This is a genomic window from Agrobacterium sp. BT-220-3 (assembly GCF_025910175.1).
In the GTDB taxonomy this organism is placed as follows: Bacteria; Pseudomonadota; Alphaproteobacteria; order Rhizobiales; family Rhizobiaceae; genus Agrobacterium; species Agrobacterium oryzihabitans.
This window is the reverse complement of the sequence record NZ_JAPAIX010000017.1, coordinates 1-16802: the sequence shown is the minus strand read 5'-3', so window position 1 is coordinate 16802 and position 16802 is coordinate 1. Positions and strand designations below refer to the sequence as shown.

The 16802-nt window shown below is 55.6% G+C and carries 18 protein-coding genes and 2 pseudogenes; 11 read left to right on the top strand and 9 right to left on the bottom strand.

Annotation, left to right across the window (positions count from 1 at the left end; genetic code table 11):
• Positions 1-241: 241 nt before the first annotated feature.
• From OK142_RS23635 to OK142_RS23625, 3 genes are all read right to left on the bottom strand, one after another.
• Entirely contained in the window at positions 242-658 is a 417-nt protein-coding gene (locus OK142_RS23635; RefSeq protein WP_003501190.1) for a MerR family transcriptional regulator, read from the bottom strand.
• Between the two features lie 169 nt (positions 659-827).
• A complete protein-coding gene (gene lspA / locus OK142_RS23630) occupies positions 828-1340 on the bottom strand; it encodes a signal peptidase II (protein WP_003501188.1) in 513 nt (170 codons plus the stop codon).
• Positions 1337-2038 (bottom strand): L,D-transpeptidase, encoded by a 702-nt coding sequence (locus tag OK142_RS23625; RefSeq protein ID WP_003501186.1) that lies wholly within the window; start codon positions 2036-2038, stop codon positions 1337-1339. Before OK142_RS23625 ends, lspA (OK142_RS23630) begins: the two co-directional genes overlap by 4 nt.
• A gap of 255 nt (positions 2039-2293) precedes the next feature.
• Here OK142_RS23625 and OK142_RS23620 point away from each other — a divergent pair, with 255 nt between their 5' ends.
• The 9 genes and pseudogenes from OK142_RS23620 to OK142_RS23580 all read left to right on the top strand — a co-directional run.
• A complete protein-coding gene (locus tag OK142_RS23620; protein WP_003501184.1) occupies positions 2294-2632 on the top strand; it encodes a hypothetical protein in 339 nt (112 codons plus the stop codon).
• A gap of 246 nt (positions 2633-2878) precedes the next feature.
• A complete protein-coding gene (gene cyoA / locus OK142_RS23615; protein WP_107341912.1) occupies positions 2879-3997 on the top strand; it encodes a ubiquinol oxidase subunit II in 1119 nt (372 codons plus the stop codon).
• A gap of 17 nt (positions 3998-4014) precedes the next feature.
• Positions 4015-6015 (top strand): cytochrome o ubiquinol oxidase subunit I, encoded by a 2001-nt coding sequence (cyoB, locus tag OK142_RS23610; protein WP_003501180.1) that lies wholly within the window; start codon positions 4015-4017, stop codon positions 6013-6015.
• Position 6016: 1 nt separating this feature from the next.
• Positions 6017-6637: a cytochrome o ubiquinol oxidase subunit III gene (gene cyoC / locus OK142_RS23605; RefSeq protein WP_003501178.1), complete on the top strand. Its 621-nt coding sequence runs from the start codon at positions 6017-6019 to the stop codon at positions 6635-6637.
• A complete protein-coding gene (cyoD, locus tag OK142_RS23600) occupies positions 6634-7020 on the top strand; it encodes a cytochrome o ubiquinol oxidase subunit IV (protein ID WP_035228678.1) in 387 nt (128 codons plus the stop codon). The genes cyoC and cyoD overlap by 4 nt, the downstream gene beginning before the upstream one ends.
• Positions 7021-7197: 177 nt before the next feature.
• Positions 7198-7560 (top strand): hypothetical protein, encoded by a 363-nt coding sequence (locus OK142_RS23595; protein WP_003501174.1) that lies wholly within the window; start codon positions 7198-7200, stop codon positions 7558-7560.
• A 223-nt stretch (positions 7561-7783) separates the two neighbouring features.
• Complete coding sequence (gene istA, locus OK142_RS23590; RefSeq protein WP_498685605.1) at positions 7784-9280, top strand: IS21 family transposase; 1497 nt, start codon at positions 7784-7786, stop codon at positions 9278-9280.
• Positions 9277-10035 carry an IS21-like element helper ATPase IstB gene (istB, locus tag OK142_RS23585; RefSeq protein WP_498685603.1) on the top strand — a complete coding sequence of 253 codons (759 nt, stop codon included), beginning with the start codon at positions 9277-9279 and terminating at the stop codon, positions 10033-10035. Before istA ends, istB (OK142_RS23585) begins: the two co-directional genes overlap by 4 nt.
• Before the next feature lie 129 nt (positions 10036-10164).
• Positions 10165-10926 (top strand): annotated as a pseudogene (locus OK142_RS23580) (divalent metal cation transporter); the annotation flags it as partial.
• A 232-nt stretch (positions 10927-11158) separates the two neighbouring features.
• On the opposite strand, the gene OK142_RS23575 reads toward OK142_RS23580, so the two are convergent.
• On the bottom strand, positions 11159-11575 hold the full coding sequence (locus OK142_RS23575; protein WP_035228718.1) for a MerR family transcriptional regulator: 417 nt from the start codon (positions 11573-11575) through the stop codon (positions 11159-11161).
• Between the two features lie 123 nt (positions 11576-11698).
• Here OK142_RS23575 and OK142_RS23570 point away from each other — a divergent pair, with 123 nt between their 5' ends.
• Entirely contained in the window at positions 11699-12208 is a 510-nt protein-coding gene (locus tag OK142_RS23570; protein ID WP_035228721.1) for a copper chaperone PCu(A)C, read from the top strand.
• A gap of 50 nt (positions 12209-12258) precedes the next feature.
• On the opposite strand, the gene lspA (OK142_RS23565) is transcribed toward OK142_RS23570, so the two are convergent.
• The 3 genes from lspA (OK142_RS23565) to OK142_RS23555 all read right to left on the bottom strand — a co-directional run bounded on the left by lspA (OK142_RS23565) (position 12259) and on the right by OK142_RS23555 (position 13926).
• Entirely contained in the window at positions 12259-12768 is a 510-nt protein-coding gene (lspA, locus tag OK142_RS23565) for a signal peptidase II (protein WP_051796774.1), read from the bottom strand.
• Between the two features lie 269 nt (positions 12769-13037).
• Entirely contained in the window at positions 13038-13643 is a 606-nt protein-coding gene (locus OK142_RS23560; protein WP_037094250.1) for a transglutaminase-like cysteine peptidase, read from the bottom strand.
• Between the two features lie 73 nt (positions 13644-13716).
• Positions 13717-13926 carry a hypothetical protein gene (locus OK142_RS23555; protein ID WP_137039963.1) on the bottom strand — a complete coding sequence of 70 codons (210 nt, stop codon included), beginning with the start codon at positions 13924-13926 and terminating at the stop codon, positions 13717-13719.
• Between the two features lie 679 nt (positions 13927-14605).
• Between OK142_RS23555 and OK142_RS23550 the strand changes: the two genes are divergently transcribed.
• Entirely contained in the window at positions 14606-15139 is a 534-nt protein-coding gene (locus OK142_RS23550; protein ID WP_037094253.1) for a hypothetical protein, read from the top strand.
• Between the two features lie 412 nt (positions 15140-15551).
• On the opposite strand, the gene istB (OK142_RS23545) is transcribed toward OK142_RS23550, so the two are convergent.
• The gene (istB, locus tag OK142_RS23545; RefSeq protein WP_037095010.1) at positions 15552-16445 is read right to left on the bottom strand and encodes an IS21-like element ISRel5 family helper ATPase IstB; all 894 of its coding nucleotides are present in this window, start codon (positions 16443-16445) and stop codon (positions 15552-15554) included.
• Positions 16442-16802 (bottom strand): annotated as a pseudogene (locus OK142_RS23540) (IS21 family transposase); the annotation flags it as partial. The pseudogene OK142_RS23540 and the gene istB (OK142_RS23545), both read right to left, overlap by 4 nt.

Genomic DNA, 16802 nt, shown 5'->3' with positions numbered 1-16802 from the left:
ATTTATGATGGGCCGCCAAGTATATTCTCATGGGCGAAAAAACCCTGAGCTTCCTGAGACTGGCGAGAAGGCTTCAGACCCTTCTGCTATCTTCATTTCCTATACTGAAAATAGGAGCGCTTTCCGGCGGCAGCGGCCTCATCTCAACGGAAAGCCCTAATGTAGGCGGTGGTTGAAAGGGTCATGAGTTACCCAGATTGCAGACGAGATGAACGAAACGTAGCGCGAAACGAGCAACCTGTCAGTCGTGTTCCGTCGAGCAAAGACAGTGGTTGGCAAGAGCCCGAATTACGTAGCAGTCGCGTACCTGGTTGGAATTGCAGTGCGTTGAGATCCGCTCCAGTTCTGCTTCCAATTTTTTTAGGCGCTGGATCTTCTCACGGACGGTTACGAGTTGCTTGGCGGCAATACCGTCAGCTTCCTCGCAAGGTTTCTCCGGATGCTGACTAAGATCGATGAGTTCGCGGATGGCCTCGATCGTCAGTCCAAGCTCGCGTGCGTGCTTTATGAAGGACAGCCGCTCACCTTCCGTCTTCGAATAGCGTCGCTGATTTCCTTCCGAGCGTTCCGTATGCGAGAGAAGCCCCATCTGCTCGTAATATCTGATCGTCGGAACCTTTACCCCAGTCGTCTTCGATAGATCACCGATTGTCAGCATATGAATACTCCAGTCATGACATGCAGCGTCGAACCACTGCGGTTTGTTCGAGTTTGAAAAGAAACTGACGCCATCGAGACGTGATGGGGGTATCCAGCACAGAATTTTGATATGAGGATTGAGTTGTTGAGATCAAGTTCCACTGCGATCGTGTCGCTACGCCTGACAATCATGTCTTCGCCAACGAAATCGCATGTCGGTCCGGACGCAACGAGATCGCGACAAGAAGGAAGGCCCCACAGACGATGAATACGTCTGCCAGATTGAAGGCTGGCCATGACCAACCGAAGGCGTGGAAATCCAGATAGTCCGTGACGCTCAGGTTCCAGAAGCGATCGATGACATTGCCGCTCGCGCCTCCTGCAATCGCCGTGATCGAAACCCTCTCTGCAGCAGTCTTTGCCATTACCGCCCAGATCACCAGCGCGATCACGATTACGCCCTGAAGCAGCGCGAACAGTCGTGGAGCCGATCCCATCGTGTCGGAGAAAAGGCCGAAGCTGACACCCGGGTTATAGGCAAGCACCAGGTTGAAGAATGGGGTTACCGGGATTACTCTCGGTGGATCCATCAATTCGGTTACAACCAGATACTTCGTGGTAAGATCGATCAAGCATAGCGCGGCAACCCAGAGAAGGACGAGAGCGGCTCTGGCTGTGATCTTGTTTAATGATGCCTTCATCGGATTCCCTGTTGCATGACGACAATCCGGGCCTTTGACGGGACGGTTTCATAAAGCTCCATCACATCCTGATTGATGAGGCGAACGCAGCCTGACGAAACGGCGTGGCCGATTGAACGCCAGTCCGTGGTGCCGTGAAGCCGGTAAAGCGTGTCCTTGCCATGCTGGAAGATGTAAAGAGCACAAGCACCAAGCGGATTATTGGGGCCGGGTGCCTGGCCGCCGTTCGCATATGAATATTTCTGTAGCTCTGGTTGTCTCGCTATCATCTCCGGAGGCGGTGTCCACCGGGGCCATTTCTGCCGCCACTGGATTATTCCTTCACCCGACCAGGTGAAGCCCACGCGCCCGATACCGATACCGTATCTCATTGCCGTGCCAGCATCTTCAGTGAGATAGAGGAACCTGCTGCGAACATCGACGAAAACAACGCCCGCAGGCTCGCCGGTGAGGTTTTCAACGCGCTGCCGATAGTATCTCGGGTCGATCTTTCGAAAGGGAACTCTAGGTAACCGGTAGCCGCCGTCGCTCCTTGCAGCGTAGCGGGCCTCAAGCTCACGTTCGCTCGGTTCCATTTGACTGGCGGGCCTGACGACAGCCGCCGCTGTAGAAACCGGGCTTCCAAAGACGGCTGATGCCAATGCACCACCAGATAGAGCGACGAGTGACCGACGTTTCATCAGACGCGGTTTGAGCATGCATATCCCCATTTGAAGGACACGTTTGAATCCTCCACATTACTGATTCCGTACAATTCTACGATCTCTAGTAGCTTGAGGTTCAAGCGCTTGCTGACAGCTAAGGTCGGGTCTCAACTAATTGTGTAAGGCTCGTGATGGAGTGCGCCTTATCATCAGGGACAAATTGGCGCAGTCCCAGATTCGCAGCTTTTGTTTCAGTTCGACCTTTGCTAGTCATCTGTTGATTTATGTCATTTTGCTTGTCTGGAACGAATGATCCGCAGCGTTTTAACCAGTTGGAAGACCGTGGCTGTCCTGACGATGATCTTCATTCAGATCATCTCCGGAAGCCTCTGCTCGACTCCGTTGGAAAATCGCACATTTGTTCCGCCCGGTGTCGCTACCTTCGTGCAGGAACGAGGTTCACCGGTGGATAACAGGAAACTCCTCTTGTCTGAGGCCGACCATCACGTCCGCTGCGAGCAGCGGTCTCTACAAGCAGAGCTGTATGATTTTAGATTCTCGGAAGGACTGCGATATTCCGTATCCGCGGACCTCCTTCGTGAAAGCCAGATCTATCTGATCTCGCGCCCGCCAAAATACCTGAGCTAAGGCAATCTGTTCGGCACTGCGCACGTACGTCTTACTGAATCAGTTCGACCATGGATCTCTTACGCCCAAGCCATTCTTCGCCGATATCTGGCGGAGCGTGTGAGCTACGTATCGGGACTTCTCAAGAGCAGCCGGATTCCATCCTGAACTCATAATCCCTTACATCGGGAGTCGAAGGTGTCTTTGTCAAAAAAGCTCTTTCTCCTCGCTGTTGGCACCTTTTTGCTCCCGCTCGGTGGATGCAAGATGGTCGTAATGTCGCCATCCGGCGATATTGCACGTCAGCAGGCGGATCTCATCGTCATCGCAACCGTGCTGATGCTCCTCATCATCGTACCGGTCCTGTTTCTCACCTTCTATTTTGCCTGGCATTACCGCCATTCCAACAAGAAGGCGAAATATGACCCGGAGTGGCATCACTCCGTAAAACTCGAGATGGTGATCTGGTCAGCGCCGCTTGCCATCATCATTGCGCTGGGAACTATCACGTGGATCAGCACTCACAGACTTGACCCATATCGCCCACTCGACAGGATCGATGCAAATCGTCCTGTTACACCCGACATCAGGCCGATCACCGTAGAAGTGGTCGCACTCGATTGGAAATGGCTGTTCTTCTATCCGGAGTACGGAATTGCTACGGTTAATGAGCTTGCTGCGCCCGTAGATGTACCGATCAACTTCAAGCTAACTGCATCATCGGTCATGAATGCATTCTATGTGCCGGCGCTCGCCGGGATGATCTATGCCATGCCCGGAATGCAGACGAAACTCCATGCCGTCATCAACGAGACCGGCACCTACGATGGTCTTTCTGCCAACTATAGTGGAGACGGCTTCTCTCAGATGCGGTTCAAGTTCCTTGGATTGAACCAGGGTGATTTCGATCAATGGGTCGCGCGTGTCAAACGGACCGGCACGGCACTCAACCGGGACAGTTACTTGAAGCTTGAGAAACCGAGCACGGCCGAACCTGTACGTTATTACTCCACGGTGCAGGAAGGTCTCTACCGCTCGGTGCTCAACATGTGCGCCCGTGAAGGCCAGATGTGCATGGATGAGATGATGCACATCGACAAGATGGGCGGGGCAGGTGTGGAGAGCCGGGAAAACCGGGCGCGCCTGGAATACGACAACCGCCGGACGACCGGCGCAGCCGAAGACAACGATGTCGCACCCGCCCCTGTCACAGGCACCCCGACCCGCGGCGAGAGCCCCGCGAACGTCATCGATAGCAAGGTGAGCCAGCCGTCGATGCCGATGAACCATAGCATGAAGAACATGCAGCATCCCACCACACCCGAAAGCGATGAGAGCGGGCAGGCACCCGACCGGCTCGACGCTGAAGTGCCCGCAAAACCCTGAAGGATTCGACAGATAAGATGTTCGAAAATCTAACACTCGCTCAACTCGTCTTCGGGCGGCTCACCTGGGAAGCGATCCCTTACGATCCAATCATCCGCAGCACGTTTGTTGCCGTGGTTATCGGTGGCCTGGCCATCGTGGGATTGATTACGAAATACAAACTGTGGGGTTATCTCTGGAGGGAATGGTTCACATCTGTCGATCACAAAAAGATCGGCATCATGTACATCGTTCTGGCGCTCGTCATGCTTCTGCGCGGCTTCGCCGACGCGATCATGATGCGTATTCAGCAGGCCATCGCCTTCAACGGCAACGAGGGATACCTGAACGCCGACCACTATGATCAGATATTCACCGCCCACGGCGTGATCATGATCTTTTTTGTCGCCATGCCGTTCATAACAGGGTTCATGAACTACATTGTGCCGCTCCAGATCGGTGCTCGCGATGTGTCATTTCCGTTCCTGAACAATTTCTCATTCTGGATGACGACGGCGGGTGCGATCATCATCATGATCTCGCTATTCGTAGGAGAATTCGCAAAGACCGGCTGGTTGGCCTATCCGCCGTTGTCGGGTGCCGATTACAGCCCTGGCGTCGGTGTGGACTACTACATCTGGGGTTTGCAGGTAGCCGGCATCGGAACAACGCTGTCGGGCATCAACCTCGTTGCGACCATCGTCAAGATGCGCGCACCGGGGATGTCTCTGATGAAAATGCCTGTTTTCACCTGGACCTCGCTTTGCACCAACATCCTGATCGTGGCGACATTCCCGATATTGACGGCAACGCTTGCGCTGCTGACCGCAGACCGCTATCTGGACACCAACTTCTTCACGAACGATCTCGGCGGTAACCCGATGATGTACGTGAACCTGATCTGGATGTGGGGTCATCCGGAAGTTTACATCCTGATCCTCCCGGCTTTTGGCATCTTTTCGGAAGTTGCATCTACGTTCTCGGGCAAGCGGCTGTTCGGCTACGCGTCGATGGTCTACGCGACATGTACGATCATGCTTCTTTCTTATGTGGTCTGGCTGCATCATTTCTTCACGATGGGAGCAGGTGCGTCCGTCAACGCCTTCTTTGGAATAGCAACGATGATCATTTCGATCCCGACGGGTGCGAAGATGTTCAACTGGCTGTTCACGATGTACAAGGGAAGGATCCGTTACGAACTGCCGATGTACTGGTTGATCGGCTTTATGGTGACATTCGTCATCGGCGGTATGACAGGCGTCATGCTGGCTATACCTCCTGCTGACTTTGTGCTGCACAATTCGCTCTTCCTGATTGCCCACTTCCACAACGTCATCATCGGCGGCGTGCTGTTCGGCCTGATGGCAGGAGTAACCTATTGGTGGCCGAAGGCCTTCGGTTTCAAGCTCGATCCGTTCTGGGGCAAGATGAGCTTCTGGTTCTGGCAGATCGGTTTCTTCGTCGCCTTCATGCCGCTCTATGTGCTCGGACTAATGGGCGTGACGCGCAGAGTTTCGCAGTTTGATGATCCCTCGTTACAGATCTGGTTCATCATCGCCGCATTCGGGGCGGGCCTGATTGCACTCGGTATCCTGTTCTTCATTATCCAGATGGTCGTCAGCGTGAGGAGACGCGACCAGCTCCGCTGCACGACGGGCGATCCATGGGGTGGCCGAACCCTGGAATGGGCTACTTCCTCGCCGCCGCCAGAATACAACTTCGCTTTCACTCCAGTGGTCCATGAGATGGACGCATGGCACGACATGAAGGAATGTGGATACGCGAGACCACTGGCCGGATACAAGGCGATTCACATGCCCAGAAATACTGGTGCCGGTGTCATCCTTTCCGGTATCAGCATCGCGCTCGCCTTTGCGCTCATCTGGTACATCTGGTGGCTCGCCATCGTATCATTCGCAGCGATCATTATCATCTCGATCGCCCACACCTTCAACTACAACCGCGACTTTTATATCCCGGCAGCAACAGTTGCCGAGGTCGAAGACGCACGTTCGAAGCTGCTCGCCCAGGGGAACTGACATGGCAAACCCGATTCACGCCCCCCGGGCTGACAAGAAATTCCATCTCGATGAGGAACATCATCCTGAAGGAAGCACGAACCTGGGCTTCTGGCTCTATCTGATGAGTGACCTGCTTATTTTCGCGGCTCTCTTCGCCACCTATGCGGTGCTCGGTCGTAATTACGCGGCCGGTCCTGCACCTGGCGATCTTTTCGATCTCAGGTTGATCGGGGTTGCGACGGTAATCCTGCTGGTGTCATCGATTACCTATGGTGTTGCGATGATCCGTGCCGAGAGCAATGCAAAGGGTGCGACGATCTTCTGGCTTGGTGTCACAGGCCTGCTCGGCCTCGCATTCCTGGGGCTGGAGGCATACGAATTCTATCATCTGATCGCGGAGGGTGCTGGTCCCCAGCGGTCCGCCTTCCTGTCGTCATTCTTCGCCCTCGTCGGCACGCATGGCCTCCATGTCATGTTTGGGGTCATCTGGCTTGTGGTGCTTATGATACAGGTGTCGAAGTTTGGCCTCACTCCGGAGAACCATCGACGACTGATGTGCCTGTCAATGTTCTGGCACTTCCTCGACCTCATCTGGATCGGTGTCTTCTCAGTGGTCTATCTTATGGGAGTTGTCGCATGACGTCGAATTCTTCTCATAATGGAGCACACGGAGGGCATTCCGGTCACCGCTCGGGGCGTAGTTCTCTCAAGAGCTACATGACGGGATTCATCCTGTCGCTTATTCTGACGGCCATCCCGTTCTGGCTTGTGATGGGCGACGTCATCGAGTGCAAGATGATAACGATCGCGGCGATCATGATCCTTGGCGGCATCCAGATGCTTGTCCACATGACCTACTTCCTGCACATGAACAGCCGCTCTGAAGGAGGGTGGACCATGATGGCACTGATTTTTACGATCGTGATCCTTGTCATCGTGCTCGTCGGATCAATCTGGGTTATGTATCACCTCAACACCAACATGATGCCCATGTCACCGGAGATGATGAAAAATATGCCGTAAGAGCGCTGACTTCATCCAGTTTATCAAGCTAATTGCTCATTCGTGTGTTCGGTAAACCGTTGGTCCATACCGAACACACGGACCAAATCACAAGTCTGGATGCAGTCATGGGGAAGCCTCCGGGCGCGATCTGACTGTCTCCGGCTCTCTTTCACCTCGAGAGTTGTTGGCGAGCGAATGCCATTTTTTCTTGTCACCCATCGATCACTCGTTGAAGCTGATAGCGAGCAGGCCGCTGCTGTCAAAGCTCTCGATAAAATTGAAAGCAGTCGGAAACTCGAGTTCGAAGTGAAATTCGATGAAACGACGATCACCTGCGTAATGCTGGACAGAGCACTGGAGGAGATGGATTCATCATCTCCAGAAGGCCAGGCACTGCATCAGGAGCCGTTAGCCGGGACTACCAACGCTGGTCAGTCACCCGACGAGAACTCATCGCGGACAACGATACCGGAACGCCCGAACGCGCGGACGACCACGATGGTTGCGGCCTTTCTTGGGGGGCTGGTGCTGGCGACGTTCATGCTTGCAGTATTGTGATCGTCAACAACGACGGTCAGAGTACAACATGCCGCTGATCACCGAATGCCGCCCACGGCAATCGTATCACGACCGTCATTGATTTTCACCCACTTGCCGGGTGAGAGCGGCGGTGCAAAAGTCGTCCACGGTAGCGGCGGCATAATGCTTCTGCGGGCGGAGTAAAATCCGGCCACCTATTTCCTTTCTGCAATGATCGCAGGAGGGACAGGGGATCTACACCGTGGAATTATACCTCAAGGTTCGCCTGGCTGTTTCCGAAGGGATGACGCAGCGTCAGGCAGCAAAGTATTTCAACATATCGCGCGACAGCGTGGCCAAGATGGTGGCCTATTCGACGCCGCCCGGCTATCAGCGGCGATCACCGATCCGGCGTCCGAAGCTTGATGCGTTCGTTTCGACGATCGACCATTGGCTCGATGAAGACCTGAAGGTGCCGCGCAAGCAGCGCCATACGGCCAAGCGGGTGTTCGACCGCCTGCGCGACGAATGCGGGTTCACCGGCGGCTACACGATCATCAAGGATTATATGCGCGATCGGGATCAGCGCCGACAAGAGGTGTTTGTGCCGCTGTCGCATCCGCCCGGCCATGCGCAGGCGGACTTCGGTGAGGCGACGGTCGTGATTGGCGGCGTGGAGCAGAAGGCGCGCTTCTTCGTGCTCGATCTGCCGCATAGCGACGGCTGCTATGTGCGGGCCTATCCGGCGGCGGTGGCCGAGGCCTGGGTCGACGGCCACATCCATGCATTTGCCTTCTTTGGGGCCGTGCCACAGTCGATCGTCTACGACAACGACCGCTGCCTCGTCGCGAAGATCCTCCCCGACGGCACGCGCAAACGGGCAGCGCTGTTCAGTGGCTTCCTATCTCACTACCTGATCCGGGATCGCTACGGTCGGCCTGGCAAGGGCAACGACAAAGGGAATGTCGAGGGCCTTGTCGGCTATGCCCGGCGCAACTTCATGGTGCCGATCCCGCAGTTTCCGACATGGGATGCGTTCAACGCTTTTCTGGAAGAGCAATGCCGTAAGCGTCAGCGCGACAGGCTGCGCGGCGAGAGCGAGACGATCGGCGAACGATTGCAGCGGGATGTTGCTGCCATGCGGCCTTTGCCGGCGTCGCCGTTTGACGCCTGCGACCAGGCCAGCGCCATTGTGACGGCACAGTCTCTGGTGCGCTACAAGACCAACGACTATTCCGTGCCTGTCGCCTACGGCCACCAGGATGTCTGGGTTCGCGGCTATGTCGACGAGGTGGTCATCGGCTGCCGCGGCGAGATCATTGCCCGCCATCCCCGAAGCTGGGAGCGCGAGGATGTCATCTTCGATCCTGTCCACTACCTGCCGCTGATCGAGCAGAAGATCAATTCTCTGGATCAAGCTGCACCTCTCCAAGGCTGGGACCTGCCCGGAGAGTTCGCCACACTGCGCCGGCTGATGGAAGGCCGCATGGCCAAGCATGGCCGGCGGGAATACGTGCAGGTTCTCCGTCTTCTGGAGAGCTTCGAGCTTGCGGACCTGCATGCGGCCGTGAAGCAGGCCATTCAGCTCGGCGCGATCGGCTTCGATGCGGTCAAACATCTGATCCTGTGCCGGGTCGAGCGCCGGCCACCGCGATTGGACCTGTCGATCTATCCGTACCTGCCGAGGGCAACTGTCGAGAAGACCTCGGCGAAGGCATATATGCGCCTCCTGTCGTCTGATACGGGAGAAGCGGCATGAGCACCGAAGTCCCGGAGATCCTGCTCGCCCATTATCTCAAGACCCTGAAGCTGCCGACCTTCCAGCGCGAGTATCAGAAGCTGGCCCGGCTCTGCGCCACCGAAGGTGTCGATCATGTCGGCTACCTCTTCCGGCTTGCCGAGCGGGAGATGATCGAGCGGGACCGGCGCAAGGTCGAGCGCCGGATCAAGGCGGCCAAATTCCCGGTCGTCAAAAGCCTCGACAGTTTCGACTTCGCCGCCATCCCAAAGCTGAACAGGATGCAGGTGCTGGAACTGGCGCGCTGCGAATGGATCGAGCGCAGGGAGAACGTTATCGCTCTCGGCCCCAGCGGCACGGGCAAGACCCATGTGGCGCTCGGCCTCGGCCTGGCCGCCTGCCAGAAGGGCTTGTCCGTCGGCTTCACCACGGCCGCCGCCCTGGTCAGTGAGATGATGGAGGCGCGTGATGAGCGGCGTCTTCTCCGCTTCCAGAAGCAAATGGCGGCCTACAAGCTACTGATCATCGACGAGCTGGGCTTCGTCCCGCTATCAAAGACCGGCGCGGAGTTGCTGTTCGAGCTGATCTCGCAACGCTATGAGCGCGGTGCCACCCTGATCACCAGCAATCTGCCTTTCGACGAATGGACCGAAACCCTGGGATCCGAGCGTCTGACCGGCGCGTTGCTCGATCGCATCACCCACCACGTCAACATCCTCGAGATGAACGGCGACAGCTATCGTCTCGCCCAGAGCCGCGCCCGAAAGGCCGGCTGACACCTCTCAAAAAATCGCCGCCCCCGCCTGAGACCCCCGCTCGGGCTACGCCCTCCCGGCGGTCTCAGGCGGCCGCCATAGTGGCCGACTTTTGCTCCGCCCCGTGGCCGGTTTTTACTCCGCCGTTGACAGATCGCTCTTGCCGATCCGGATTGGGGTCAGGTGATCCTCGGCTTTGCTCCAACGACAGAGATTATCACGAATCCCGACATGCTGTATCTGGCGCTTGGCATACTCGGTGCGACCGTTATGCCGCACAATCTCTACCTCCACTCCGGTATCGTGCAGACGAGGGACTTTGGCGATACGTTACCTGAAAAGCGCGAGGCTCTGAAATTCGCGACGATCGACTCCACAGTCGCATTGATGTTCGCTCTGCTCGTCAATGCTTCGATCCTCATTCTGGCGGCCGCTACGTTCCACGAAACCGGGCGGACTTCGGTCGCAGAACTGGGTGAGGCTCATAGTCTGCTAGCCCCGTTGCTCGGTTTGGCCTTCGCACCGACATTGTTCGGAATCGCCCTTTTGTGCTGCGGTATCAATTCAACGGTTACCGCGACGCTTGCGGGTCAGATCGTGATGGAAGGGTTCCTGAAGATCCAGCTTGCACCTTGGCTTCGCCGTCTGATTACCCGGGGGATCGCCATCATACCCGCAGCAGGGGTCACTATAGCTTTCGGAGACAGCGGCACTGCCCAGCTTCTGATCTTGACCCAGGTCGTGCTTAGCCTCCAACTATCCTTTGCGGTTTTCCCGCTGGTGATGTTCACAGCCGATGCTGATAAGATGGGAGAGATGAAGGCACCTCTTTGGCTCTCGGCTTTTGCCTGGATCATCGCCATCGTAATCGCTTTGCTGAACCTGAAGCTGTTGGTCGATTTCGTTTCCTGATGCGCTCGCACCGAGCTGCCCATTACTTCCGGAGGACTTTCAAGCACTCAGTGAGCTGGCGGGCAGCCTGATGTGACCCTCACGAACTAGGCGATTGCGACCCCTGATGCAGTCTCTTGGTCTGGACGATCTGTGCGACTTGGAGCTCGCCACCAACCGCCCCGATCATTCAGATCGGTACCAACTGGGATCGCCGTGTACTCAGAGGTATTTGGGCAGTGAAATGCTGTAGTCAGTCGTGCTCGGTGGTGCACATATCGTGGTTTGCCAAGGCCCTGATCACATAGCAATCGCGCACTTGATTCGAATGGCAGTGTGTTGAGATCCGTTCCAGCTCGGCTTCCAGCTTCTTCAATCTCTCGATCTTCTGTCGGATTGTCACAAGCTGTTCGGCAGCTATCTTGTCGGCCTCTGCACACGGCTTTTCCGGATGCTGGCTCAGCTCTATAAGCTCGCGAATAGCTTCGATCGTCAATCCAAGGTCGCGGGCATGTCGAATGAATGAGAGGCGTTCCTGCTCGGTCTTCGAGTAACGTCGCTGATTGCCCTCAGAACGTTCCGGCGGTGAGAGCAGCCCCATCTGTTCATAATATCTGATCGTTGGTACCTTGACACCCGTGGTCCTGGACAGATCTCCAATGGTGAGCATGCTACCTCCCTCTCCAAATGCGGCAGGTGCAGGCCGCGACAAATTAGCCCATCACGCGAACCTGAACCCTCGAACAACCGAGAGGTATGTAAGCAATGGCTCGGAACATGTGAGGATTTATAAATGGCAAATCAAGCAAAACGTTGGTGTGTGGCAGCCACTGCATTTCTTTTCGCCGGTCAGAGCGGCGCCTGGGCTAACGTGACAAATGAACCTCATCAAATCGACTACGACGCCTTGACTATCGAACATGCCGAACTGGTCTTAGCGCCGGACGGGGTCACGGATAAAGCATATGTCACTGTCTACAATGGTACGCCCGATGACATGGCGATTGTCTCTGTCAACGTCACAGGGTACTCGACTGCAACACTCGTGAGCCCGATGGCCAAATCCAAGGGCTTCGAACAAGTGCCGCTGTCGGACACCTACGTCGTGATCCCCCGAAAAGCGGAACTGGACATGGGACAGGATACGGTTTTCATTTCACTGATGCGAAATTCGGGTCCTCCGAAAGCCGCAACGATGACGCTAAAATTCGATGACGGTACCTTGCGTGCTGTCCCGCTTGATATTCTTGCTCCAGATGCCGCGGAAACTAATCATCACCATGGAGAACCAAATCGCGAATAAAGGCTACTACAAAACCGAGAGTTGACGCCTTTTCCTTGCGCCGCACCCCGTCAGGAGTTCGTGGACGCATGCTCGTTTTTCGTCTGAACTACCGACGCCGCCACAAGGACAATGGCACCGCAAACGATGAACACATCTGCAATATTGAAGGCAGGCCATGACCACCCGGAGGCGTGGAAATCCAAATAGTCGGTAACCCTCAAGTTCATCAAACGATCAACCACATTTCCGCTCGCACCCCCAGCCATTGCCGTTATGGCCATTCCCTCCAGGACACTGTTGGCGAATACTGCCCAAATGACGAGTCCGACTACGATGCCCCCTTGAAGTGTGGCGAACAAACGGGGCGCTGACACGATGGTGTCCGAAAATAACCCGAAGCTAACGCCCGTGTTATAGGTGAGTTTCAGGTTGAAAAAAGAGGTCAACTCGATTGTTCCAGTCGGGGTTGCCAGAAGCTCCGCCATGACGAATTTGACGGACAGATCGATACCGCAGATTGCGGTAACCCCGAGGACGATGACGGTAAGCCTGAACATGGCTTTTTTCGAGAACAGCATTTTCGGTTCCAGACTGAGCACACTCTTACATTCGCTACGATTTGGCAGATTGGCCGCGAGCGGGATTTCACGCTCACTTGGTTTGCCATGCGGCCTCTAGGAACTAGAGCTTCAAGTGCAAAATTTTGTGCCAGTTGCTGCATCAAGGAAAAGTGTAGTGGCGGCCGGGGCTCATCATCTGAGCTGGGGCGCCAATCATTGCGAGGTTTCACCTCGTCAGGCACCCGGCTGACTGCTGCAGGATCGGCCGGTCTAATTTGTCACCTCGATTAGCGAATGCCGCTGACCGCTGTTGTGTCTCGACCGTCCCTGATCTTCACCCATTTGCCAGGATTGCGGGAATCCTGACGCTTGAGATATGTATATTCTGTTTCCGACCAATTTCTGATTTCACCACGCAAGTTGTCGAGAATGAAATCGCCTATTTCCGACCGCACCGTCAAAACAGCATGCCCGGATCCGTCCGGTTGAAGTACAACTGTGATCAGCAGATTGGAGACCGCGATCCCGCGCCTCATCAAAAGCTTGCGCTTCAGCAGAGCAAAGTCCTCGCAGTCGGCTGCGGTGGTAGGATAATTCCAAAATTCCTCGACGCCATAGATCTCGATATCCTCGATAGCCGGAATTGTATTGACGACCTGGTTGACCTCAACGAGGCTATTCCAGATTTCCTCTGTGAGCTTCAGGCGTGCGCGATCTGCAGCGTTAGGCTGGCATTCTTCGGGATATCTTTTACAAAATTCGAAGTGGCCGATCGGTTGCGACGTCGCCCCGGCGACAGGCATGGAATCCCATGTTGCCGCTTCCGGTTTCCAAGCGGCGCCTGTCGAAATGAACGTTATGGCGAAAATTGCGAGCAGGAATCTGAAGGTCATAACTCGTCCCTATGTGTTGGGACGAGTTATGCGGATCGAACACGATCATCACGCAAAGAAATTCAGTGCAATTTTATCGGCCTGTGTCGAATTCAGGCACTTTTTTATGAGATCGCCAGCTTGTGAACGACAGATAGGCCTCTATGCCGATCCAGCCCCCAAGGCCGATGGATGAGACGATGCCCGCGATGGCCTCGAAGGAGTCATGTCCTATGCCCCAGCAAACGACGGCAAAAACAGCCTTGACGAACACAAATCCCACCAGCGAAAACGCAGCGATCATGCCAAGTTTTTTCGAGATATGTGCGACTGAACCGATCATATCTCGACTCTAGAGGCTATGGTCACATATGGGGAAATCAATTCTTATTGTCTGCGTCCTCCATTGTGCGGCGGTGCCTGTGCACCAGCTTCAGGCAATCTCAGACAGGTTAATTGTGACGTGTGATGATGTCGCGGCTTGGAAAATCGATTCGGATTTTGTGTATGGCACTGCTGTTGGCAGTCGCTATTGTGAGTCCGCATGGATCAGTCGCACGGGATCTCATCTCCGGGGCGACGATATCCAGAACCGTCCATCAAGGGACTGCGTCTGCTGGTACCCACGCGAAATGCCAGCATCTGGTCGAGCATTCTCACGAGCTTCTGGCTTGCCTGCAGGAAAGCGCTGCAATTTCGGAACGAATGCTCTCTGCCTACAGAGTTTCACCAAATCGGTTCCGTGTCTTTGCAGGCATTGATCCCCTTGATCCTCCTCCCCGAGCCTGATCTTACCGTTAATACCGCCCGGAGATCGTAACCAGGTGTCTGCTGCGTTGGACTATGTCCAACACGCGGCTTGAGAGCGGCTCTCATCGACTAAGGGATCGAGCACTGTCCAATCACGCCTGAATGCGATGGCAGCACAGCGATCGGTGGAGGATCCCGGCGTAGCTCCGGTTGATCCTCATGGAGATTAGTAAATGTGGAAGATTGCATGCTCCGGAGCGTGGTGTGTCTTGGTGTGCTTGGTTGCTGTCTACGCTGGTTTCCAGTGGGCCCCAGCGCCCAAACAGGTTGAGACGCAGTCTCCCGGGCTAACCGAACATGAGGTGGTCAAATCGGCGATGGTGACCGTCCCGATTATTCGGGAGAGAAAGGTCGACGGTTACGTCGTTGCAGAAGTGACGTTGACCGCAAATGACGAGGCACTGCGTGCTAGTCCCAGCCCGGAGGCAGAACTGACGGACGAATTGATCGCGACACTGTTGTCTGGACCGGTGCTCACAGACCCCGAATTCGCCGCCGATGCCTTAAGGTTAGATCTGGTGGCGCGGATGAACAAGCGGATTGGTCTGCAAGCCTACTATAAAACTCTGATCACCAAGCTCGATTACCTCACTGCAGCAGATCTGGAGCGGATGCGCACCTCCGGAGCAAACCCAATGAAGGTAACCCCCCTGGTTGATAAATCTCTGCTCGATGTTGTGCCTGGTCCCGTGCCCAAAGATGAGTAGATGGTTGGGTGGGAGGAGCGTTTAGCCTTTCCTGGGGCTGCCCCTTGTAGCTCTAGTTACTTGAGGTCCTATATTTGTACCGGTGGCTAAGGGTTTGTTCGATGCGGCGTCGTGCGGTCGTGCCCCCCTTCCTGTATTGCCGGCTGCCGTGGTGCGCTCGGCACCTTATTGGTGATGTCGGCACGGTTTCATTGAAAGCGCGAAGAGTGACGAAATGAATTGGTTTCAGAATTTGAATCAGCGAGCACTTCTGATCGCGCGGAATGCCTGCCTTGGAGCCCTTATAGCTATCCCCCTATCCGGATGTGTTTCAGACATGGGGCTAGACGACCTGTCCAGCATGGCCCCCGAACTGTCGAGCATATAGCGCGGCGATTAGGATGAGACGCGGGCGACAATCTGGATGAGATTCTTAGGTCGCGGTCGGGGTCAGATTATCATGCTGATTGTCGCTGACAAGTTCTTCGTCATTTTCTGATTGCCGCTCCGCGACAGACAGCGTTGAGGTCCTGATTGTCGCAAACGAAGCGGGTCGGCCTCGCTGGCGCTTTTCCTCAAGTGCTGCTCTGCGGCGATAGCTTTCGACATTCATCTCGAAGATCGTGGCATGGTGCACGAGCCGGTCGACTGCGGCGAGTGTCATGGCAGGATCGGGAAAGACCCTGTTCCACTCTCCGAACGGCTGATTGGCGGTGATCAGGATCGACCTGTGCTCGTATCGGGCCGAGATCAGTTCGAAGAGCACACTTGTTTCCGCCTGGTCCTTGGTGACGTAGGCGAGGTCATCGAGGATGAGCAGGTCGTATTTGTTGAGTTTGTCGATGGCTGATTCAAGCTGGAGTTCTCGACGGGCAACCTGAAGCTTCTGCACAAGATCGGTGGTTCGGGTGAACAGGACCCGCCATCCGTTCTCAATCAGCGCGAGACCGATGGCAGCAGCAAGATGGCTCTTTCCTCCGCCGGGCGGACCGAACATGAGGATGTTCGCTCCCTTGGCGAGCCAACTGTCGCCGGCGGTAATTGCCATGACCTGCGCCTTCGAGATCATAGGTACAGCGTCAAAGGCGAAGCTGTCCAAGGTCTTTCCAGGCGGCAGGTGCGCTTCGGCGAGATGCCGTTCAATCCTGCGATTTGCACGTTCTGCCAGCTCGTGCTCGGCAATAGCCGACAGGAATCGAGCTGCTGGCCATCCTTCCCGGTCCGCCTGCTCGGCAAATTGCGGCCAAAGCGTTTTAATTGTCGGCAACCGAAGTTCGTTGAGCATGATACCGAGCCGTGCTTCATCGATGGCGTGTGCGTTCTTCATGCGGCTTCTCCCGTCCCGATCAGGGCCTCATAACCGTTAAGCGATGCGAGTTGCACATGAACGGTCGGCAGCTTGGCCGGGTCCGGACCGAAGAGCGCTCGCATGGCAGCCAGGTTGGGTAACTCACCAGCATCGAGTGTCCTGGCCAATTCTTCGGCAAGTTCGCGTTCGCAGCCGCGGTCATGCGCCAGTGCCAGAAGCTCAACGGTGATCTTGCAAGCCTGCTTATCGGGAAGATTGTGATTAGGCATGGAATAAGGACCCCGCACATGGGGTGATCGGCGTCCAAACGGGACCCCCATTTGCAATGGGGTTACAACAGCCTCCGGTTTCATCGGAGGCTTTTTGTTCGGATGC

Bases quoted from the DNA above. Each gene is read 5' to 3' on its own strand.
- OK142_RS23635 (WP_003501190.1), bottom strand. From the start codon at position 658: ATGCTGACAATCGGTGATCTATCGAAGACGACTGGGGTAAAGGTTCCG.
- lspA (WP_003501188.1), bottom strand. From the start codon at position 1,340: ATGAAGGCATCATTAAACAAGATCACAGCCAGAGCCGCTCTCGTCCTT.
- OK142_RS23625 (WP_003501186.1), bottom strand. From the start codon at position 2,038: ATGCTCAAACCGCGTCTGATGAAACGTCGGTCACTCGTCGCTCTATCT.
- OK142_RS23620 (WP_003501184.1), top strand. From the start codon at position 2,294: ATGATCCGCAGCGTTTTAACCAGTTGGAAGACCGTGGCTGTCCTGACG.
- cyoA (WP_107341912.1), top strand. From the start codon at position 2,879: ATGGTCGTAATGTCGCCATCCGGCGATATTGCACGTCAGCAGGCGGAT.
- cyoB (WP_003501180.1), top strand. From the start codon at position 4,015: ATGTTCGAAAATCTAACACTCGCTCAACTCGTCTTCGGGCGGCTCACC.
- cyoC (WP_003501178.1), top strand. From the start codon at position 6,017: ATGGCAAACCCGATTCACGCCCCCCGGGCTGACAAGAAATTCCATCTC.
- cyoD (WP_035228678.1), top strand. From the start codon at position 6,634: ATGACGTCGAATTCTTCTCATAATGGAGCACACGGAGGGCATTCCGGT.
- OK142_RS23595 (WP_003501174.1), top strand. From the start codon at position 7,198: ATGCCATTTTTTCTTGTCACCCATCGATCACTCGTTGAAGCTGATAGC.
- istB (WP_498685603.1), top strand. From the start codon at position 9,277: ATGAGCACCGAAGTCCCGGAGATCCTGCTCGCCCATTATCTCAAGACC.
- OK142_RS23575 (WP_035228718.1), bottom strand. From the start codon at position 11,575: ATGCTCACCATTGGAGATCTGTCCAGGACCACGGGTGTCAAGGTACCA.
- OK142_RS23570 (WP_035228721.1), top strand. From the start codon at position 11,699: ATGGCAAATCAAGCAAAACGTTGGTGTGTGGCAGCCACTGCATTTCTT.
- lspA (WP_051796774.1), bottom strand. From the start codon at position 12,768: ATGCTGTTCTCGAAAAAAGCCATGTTCAGGCTTACCGTCATCGTCCTC.
- OK142_RS23560 (WP_037094250.1), bottom strand. From the start codon at position 13,643: ATGACCTTCAGATTCCTGCTCGCAATTTTCGCCATAACGTTCATTTCG.
- OK142_RS23555 (WP_137039963.1), bottom strand. From the start codon at position 13,926: ATGATCGCTGCGTTTTCGCTGGTGGGATTTGTGTTCGTCAAGGCTGTT.
- OK142_RS23550 (WP_037094253.1), top strand. From the start codon at position 14,606: ATGTGGAAGATTGCATGCTCCGGAGCGTGGTGTGTCTTGGTGTGCTTG.
- istB (WP_037095010.1), bottom strand. From the start codon at position 16,445: ATGAAGAACGCACACGCCATCGATGAAGCACGGCTCGGTATCATGCTC.